We start from the raw sequence: 5789 nt of genomic DNA, 5'->3' as shown, positions 1-5789 counted from the left end.
CGCGCAACGGTCCGCGCACGAGTTAATCGTCCATCGACGGGCCGCATTAACCAAATCGTCGCGCAAAGAAGAAGGCCGGTCCCCTTTCGGGAACCGGCCTTCGGATAAAGCCCCTGGCGATGACCTACTCTTGCATGGCTTAGGCCACACTACCATCGGCGCATATGCGTTTCACTTCCGAGTTCGGGATGGGATCGGGTGGTTCCACACAGCTATTATCACCAGGGAGAGGGTGGAGGGTCGCCGGTTTCGTTGGATTGAAACAGCGCACACGCTCTCGTTGGGTTGCTTCAGACGGATTATGGCCCGTCGTCGGCGAATAAGTTGGGACGTAGCGAAGTTTGCTTCTTTGGAAGCGGGCGAATGTCGTCGACGTATCGTCGAGTCCAAGGCCACTTGAGGTTATATGGTCAAGCCACACGGATCATTAGTACAGGTTAGCTCAATGCATTGCTGCACTTACACACCCTGCCTATCAACCACCTAGTCTTGATGGTTCCTTTAGGGGACTTAAAGTCCCGGGAGATCTCATCTTGAGGCGCGCTTCCCGCTTAGATGCTTTCAGCGGTTATCGCTTCCGAACATAGCTACCCGGCAATACCACTGGCGTGATAACCGGAACACCAGAGGTTCGTCCACTCCGGTCCTCTCGTACTAGGAGCAGCCCCTCTCAAATCTCCAACGCCCACGACAGATAGGGACCGAACTGTCTCACGACGTTCTGAACCCAGCTCGCGTACCACTTTAAATGGCGAACAGCCATACCCTTGGGACCGACTACAGCCCCAGGATGTGATGAGCCGACATCGAGGTGCCAAACACCGCCGTCGATATGAACTCTTGGGCGGTATCAGCCTGTTATCCCCGGAGTACCTTTTATCCGTTGAGCGATGGCCCTTCCATACAGAACCACCGGGTCACTAAGACCTACTTTCGTACCTGCTTGATCCGTCGATCTTGCAGTCAAGCACGCTTATGCCTTTGCACACAGTGCGCGATGTCCGACCGCGCTGAGCGTACCTTCGTGCTCCTCCGTTACACTTTGGGAGGAGACCGCCCCAGTCAAACTACCCACCATACACGGTCCCCGACCCGGATTACGGGCCTAGGTTAGAACGTCAAGCACGACAGGGTGGTATTTCAAGGATGGCTCCACCACAGCTAGCGCCATGGTTTCATAGCCTCCCACCTATCCTACACAGACGAACTCAACGTTCAGTGTAAAGCTATAGTAAAGGTTCACGGGGTCTTTCCGTCTTGCCGCGGGAACGCTGCATCTTCACAGCGATTTCAATTTCACTGAGTCTCGGGTGGAGACAGCGCCGCTGTCGTTACGCCATTCGTGCAGGTCGGAACTTACCCGACAAGGAATTTCGCTACCTTAGGACCGTTATAGTTACGGCCGCCGTTTACTGGGGCTTCGATCAAGAGCTTCGCCTTGCGGCTGACCCCATCAATTAACCTTCCAGCACCGGGCAGGCGTCACACCCTATACGTCCACTTTCGTGTTTGCAGAGTGCTGTGTTTTTGATAAACAGTCGCAGCGGCCTGGTCACTGCGACCCCTCTCAGCTATAGCCCGCATGGGCCACCAAGGGGGGTGCACCTTCTCCCGAAGTTACGGTGCCATGTTGCCTAGTTCCTTCACCCGAGTTCTCTCAAGCGCCTGAGAATTCTCATCCTGCCCACCTGTGTCGGTTTACGGTACGGTCTGCGTAAGCTGAAGCTTAGGAGCTTTTCCTGGAAGCGTGGTATCAGTCACTTCGCTCTAATGAGCTCGTCTCGCTGCTCGGTGTTAAAGGGTCCCGGATTTGCCTAAGACCCACACCTACCTGCTTTCTCCCGGACAACCAACGCCGGGTAGACCTAACCTTCTCCGTCCCTCCATCGCACTTACGCGAGGTGCTGGAATATTAACCAGCTTCCCATCGACTACGCATTTCTGCCTCGCCTTAGGGGCCGACTCACCCTGCGTCGATTAACGTTGCGCAAGGAAACCTTGGGCTTTCGGCGTGCGGGCTTTTCACCCGCATTATCGTTACTCATGTCAGCATTCGCACTTCCGATACCTCCAGCGGACTTCTCAATCCACCTTCAACGGCTTACGGAACGCTCCTCTACCGCGCATACAAAGTATGCACCCCAAGCTTCGGTTCATCGCTTAGCCCCGTTAAATCTTCCGCGCAGACCGACTCGACCAGTGAGCTATTACGCTTTCTTTAAAGGGTGGCTGCTTCTAAGCCAACCTCCTGGCTGTCTGTGCCTTTCCACATCGTTCACCACTTAGCGATGAATTTGGGACCTTAGCTGTGGGTCTGGGTTGTTTCCCTTTTCACGACGGACGTTAGCACCCGCCGTGTGTCTCCCGGATAGTACGTACTGGTATTCGGAGTTTGCCATGGTTTGGTAAGTCGCAATGACCCCCTAGCCATAACAGTGCTCTACCCCCAGTAGTATTCGTCCGAGGCGCTACCTAAATAGCTTTCGAGGAGAACCAGCTATCTCCGGGTTCGATTAGCTTTTCACTCCTAATCACACCTCATCCCCTACCTTTGCAACGGGAGTGGGTTCGGGCCTCCAGTTGATGTTACTCAACCTTCACCCTGGGCATGACTAGATCACCCGGTTTCGGGTCTACTGCCCGCGACTATGCGCCCTTATCAGACTCGGTTTCCCTTCGCCTCCCCTATACGGTTAAGCTCGCCACGAACAGTAAGTCGCTGACCCATTATACAAAAGGTACGCAGTCACCCTTGCGGGCTCCTACTGCTTGTACGCACACGGTTTCAGGGTCTATTTCACTCCCTTCACCAGGGTTCTTTTCGCCTTTCCCTCACGGTACTGGTTCACTATCGGTCGGTCAGGAGTATTTAGCCTTGGAGGATGGTCCCCCCATGTTCAGACAGGGTTTCTCGTGCCCCGCCTTACTCGATTTCATTGAATGAGGTCTTTCGCATACCGGGCTGTCACCGTCTATGGCCGAGCTTTCCAGCTCGTTTTGCTAAACCTTACTCAACTTAAGGGCTGCTCCCCGTTCGCTCGTCACTACTTAGGGAATCTCGGTTGATTTCTTTTCCTCCGGTTACTTAGATATTTCAGTTCACCGGGTTCGCTTCGTACAGCTATGTATTCACTGCACGATACTCCTTGCGGAGTGGGTTTCCCCATTCGGACATCGCGGGATCAATGCTTATTGCCAGCTCCCCCACGCTTTTCGCAGGCTGTCACGTCCTTCATCGCCTCTGACCGCCAAGGCATCCACCGTGTGCGCTTATTCGCTTGACCATATAACCCCAAGTCGCCTCGGAGTCACAGGGTTCGGGGGTACAAAGCCCGAACTCGAATATAACGACTCAATTAATAAAGTGCCTCTCGGCACTCGCCTTAGCCTCTACGACACGTCATGGACATTCGTCTCAAAACGCTCGCTACGTCCCAGTTTTCAAAGAACACGATGCGGGCTTCAGCGCCCGACCGCTTCAAATCTTGTTGTGTGCGCAGATCATTCAGACGTTCCGGAGACGCTTTCCACTTGGTGGTGGGTCTGGGAGGACTCGAACCACCGGCCTCACCCTTATCAGGGGTGCGCTCTAACCACCTGAGCTACAGACCCATAAGTGTTGCGCTGGCTGGTTTTGGTGGAGCTTGTCGGGATCGAACCGACGACCCCCTGCTTGCAAAGCAGGTGCTCTCCCAGCTGAGCTAAAGCCCCATAAAACATGGGACGCTCCCGCGGTACGCCACCCTCTCGGGCAGGACCGGGAACTCTGAATGCAGGTCACTTGTGCGGACGTCTGACAGGCATGCTGCCCATCTTAGTTACATCTCTAAAGGAGGTGATCCAGCCGCACCTTCCGATACGGCTACCTTGTTACGACTTCACCCCAGTCATCGGCCACACCGTGGCAAGCGCCCTCCCGAAGGTTAAGCTACCTGCTTCTGGTGCAACAAACTCCCATGGTGTGACGGGCGGTGTGTACAAGGCCCGGGAACGTATTCACCGCAGCAATGCTGATCTGCGATTACTAGCGATTCCGACTTCATGGAGTCGAGTTGCAGACTCCAATCCGGACTGAGATAGGGTTTCTGGGATTGGCTCACCGTCGCCGGCTTGCAGCCCTCTGTCCCTACCATTGTAGTACGTGTGTAGCCCTGGCCGTAAGGGCCATGATGACTTGACGTCATCCCCACCTTCCTCCGGTTTGTCACCGGCGGTCTCCTTAGAGTTCCCACCATTACGTGCTGGCAACTAAGGACAAGGGTTGCGCTCGTTGCGGGACTTAACCCAACATCTCACGACACGAGCTGACGACAGCCATGCAGCACCTGTCTCACGGTTCCCGAAGGCACCAATCCATCTCTGGAAAGTTCCGTGGATGTCAAGGCCAGGTAAGGTTCTGCGCGTTGCATCGAATTAAACCACATACTCCACCGCTTGTGCGGGCCCCCGTCAATTCCTTTGAGTTTCAGTCTTGCGACCGTACTTCCCAGGCGGCGAACTTAACGCGTTAGCTTCGATACTGAGAGCCAAGTTGCTCCCAACATCCAGTTCGCATCGTTTAGGGCGTGGACTACCAGGGTATCTAATCCTGTTTGCTCCCCACGCTTTCGTGCCTCAGTGTCAGTGCTGGTCCAGGTAGTCGCCTTCGCCACAGATGTTCCTCCCGATATCTACGCATTTCACTGCTACACCGGGAATTCCACTACCCTCTACCGCACTCTAGTAAGCCAGTTTCCAATGCAGTTCCCAGGTTGAGCCCAGGGCTTTCACATCAGACTTAACAAACCACCTACGCACGCTTTACGCCCAGTAATTCCGAGTAACGCTTGCACCCTTCGTATTACCGCGGCTGCTGGCACGAAGTTAGCCGGTGCTTATTCTTCCGGTACCGTCATTCCCTCCGAGTATTAATCGAAAGGTTTTCTTTCCGGACAAAAGTGCTTTACAACCCGAAGGCCTTCTTCACACACGCGGCATGGCTGGATCAGGCTTGCGCCCATTGTCCAATATTCCCCACTGCTGCCTCCCGTAGGAGTCTGGACCGTGTCTCAGTTCCAGTGTGGCTGATCATCCTCTCAGACCAGCTACGGATCGTCGCCTTGGTGGGCCTTTACCCCGCCAACTAGCTAATCCGGCGTCGGCTCATCTATCTGCGTGAGGCCTTGCGGTCCCCCACTTTCACCCGTAGGTCGTATGCGGTATTAGCGTAAGTTTCCCTACGTTATCCCCCACAAATAGGCAGATTCCGACGCATTCCTCACCCGTCCGCCACTCGCCACCCAGAGAGCAAGCTCTCCTGTGCTGCCGTTCGACTTGCATGTGTTAGGCCTGCCGCCAGCGTTCACTCTGAGCCAGGATCAAACTCTTCACTTAAATTTTCGACCAGAACCGAAGTCCCAATCTAATGCTTTGAGTGCAGTCGTCGCTCCTGAGCCCGAATTACACGTTTACTCGCATTTGCATGCTTTCTTGCTTCATTTGGACTCTGTTACGAACGTCTGCTGATGGACTAACACCACCGGCCAGACGCCCGCACAAGTCACCTGCGCACACTGTCAAAGATCATGGGAACCGGCCTCAGCGCCTTGTTCCGACCTCGTCACCAAAGTGCCCGAGGGAGCCGCACATCTTACAGCAGATTTCGCGACCGTCAACACCCTGCGAAACCTTTTTTCTACCGCTTCCCGACTTCCGTTCAGGCCGCTTGGCCGTCCCGTCTGCCGGGCCGCGCATCTTACAGCAGAGTTCGAAGTCGTCAACCGATTTCGTACCGCTTTCGATCCGCCCCG

1 protein-coding gene, 2 tRNA genes and 3 rRNA genes are annotated in these 5789 nt (G+C 54.9%); all 6 read right to left on the bottom strand.

From position 1 onward, the window contains the following. Positions 1-111 precede the first annotated feature (111 nt). Positions 112-226, bottom strand: a 5S ribosomal RNA gene (gene rrf / locus V1318_RS21600). A 180-nt stretch (positions 227-406) separates the two neighbouring features. Beyond that, positions 407-3284: ribosomal RNA gene (locus V1318_RS21595) — 23S ribosomal RNA — on the bottom strand. Between the two features lie 251 nt (positions 3285-3535). After that, positions 3536-3612: transfer RNA gene (locus V1318_RS21590), tRNA-Ile, on the bottom strand. A gap of 23 nt (positions 3613-3635) precedes the next feature. Beyond that, positions 3636-3711 (bottom strand) — tRNA-Ala (locus tag V1318_RS21585). Positions 3712-3828: 117 nt separating this feature from the next. After that, positions 3829-5373: ribosomal RNA gene (locus tag V1318_RS21580) — 16S ribosomal RNA — on the bottom strand. The 16S, 23S and 5S rRNA genes sit together here with 2 tRNA genes alongside, the layout of an rRNA operon. 204 nt (positions 5374-5577) lie before the next feature. Continuing rightward, on the bottom strand, positions 5578-5789 hold a 212-nt coding region (locus V1318_RS21575; RefSeq protein WP_332941834.1), incomplete at its 5' end, for a hypothetical protein.

It is taken from the genome of Lysobacter sp. CCNWLW3, assembly GCF_036697405.1.
In the GTDB taxonomy this organism is placed as follows: domain Bacteria; phylum Pseudomonadota; class Gammaproteobacteria; order Xanthomonadales; family Xanthomonadaceae; genus Lysobacter.
The sequence above is the reverse complement of the archived record's forward strand: the minus strand, read 5'-3'. Positions and strand labels throughout refer to the sequence as shown.